The organism is Vibrio sp. 2130-1 (genome assembly GCF_033339515.1).
Map to the genome: position 1 here is coordinate 1 of NZ_JAWOUT010000695.1, position 525 is coordinate 525.

The following is a 525-nucleotide window of genomic DNA, read 5'->3' on the forward strand; positions in this document are numbered from 1 at the left end:
AGTTGATGCCAAAAGCGATTTCACCCGCATCGATTTTGTCTGGCGTGGTTTCCGTCCAGTCTTCGATCACCAAGTTCATAAACGGCGCTTCCTTGGCTAGCAGCTGAGTAAACGCGGCAGAAAACCATTGCGCAATGGACGAGTTGATAGCAACACGCAGAACACTGCTTTCGGTCGCGGGATCAAAACTATGAGAAACATTCACCAGCTTGTCGATGTCGTTGATGATCCCAGAAAGCTGCGCTTTGATCTCTTCGGCTTTCGGCGTGAGCTCCATATTGGTGCCCTTACGCACTAAAATGTCGTCGTTAAACAAATCCCGAATTTTACGCAAGCTTCGGCTCACAGCAGGCTGGCTGGTGCACAAACGCTCCGCAGCCGTTGTGGTGTTGCGTGTTTCAAGAATCACCGCAAGCACCTTGAGCAAATTGTAATCAAAGTTCATCAACGTTATCTCTTTAGCTTTTCTCAAAGCATATCACTTTTGATATAGACTAAATACTCACAATTCATTTCTGTAATAAA

At 46.1% G+C, this 525-nt stretch carries 1 protein-coding gene; it reads right to left on the reverse strand.

Annotated elements, in window-relative coordinates:
• The coding region (locus R7Q09_RS28195) for a LysR family transcriptional regulator (RefSeq protein ID WP_318144215.1) at positions 1-445 on the reverse strand (445 nt) is incomplete at its 3' end.
• Positions 446-525 lie beyond the last annotated feature (80 nt).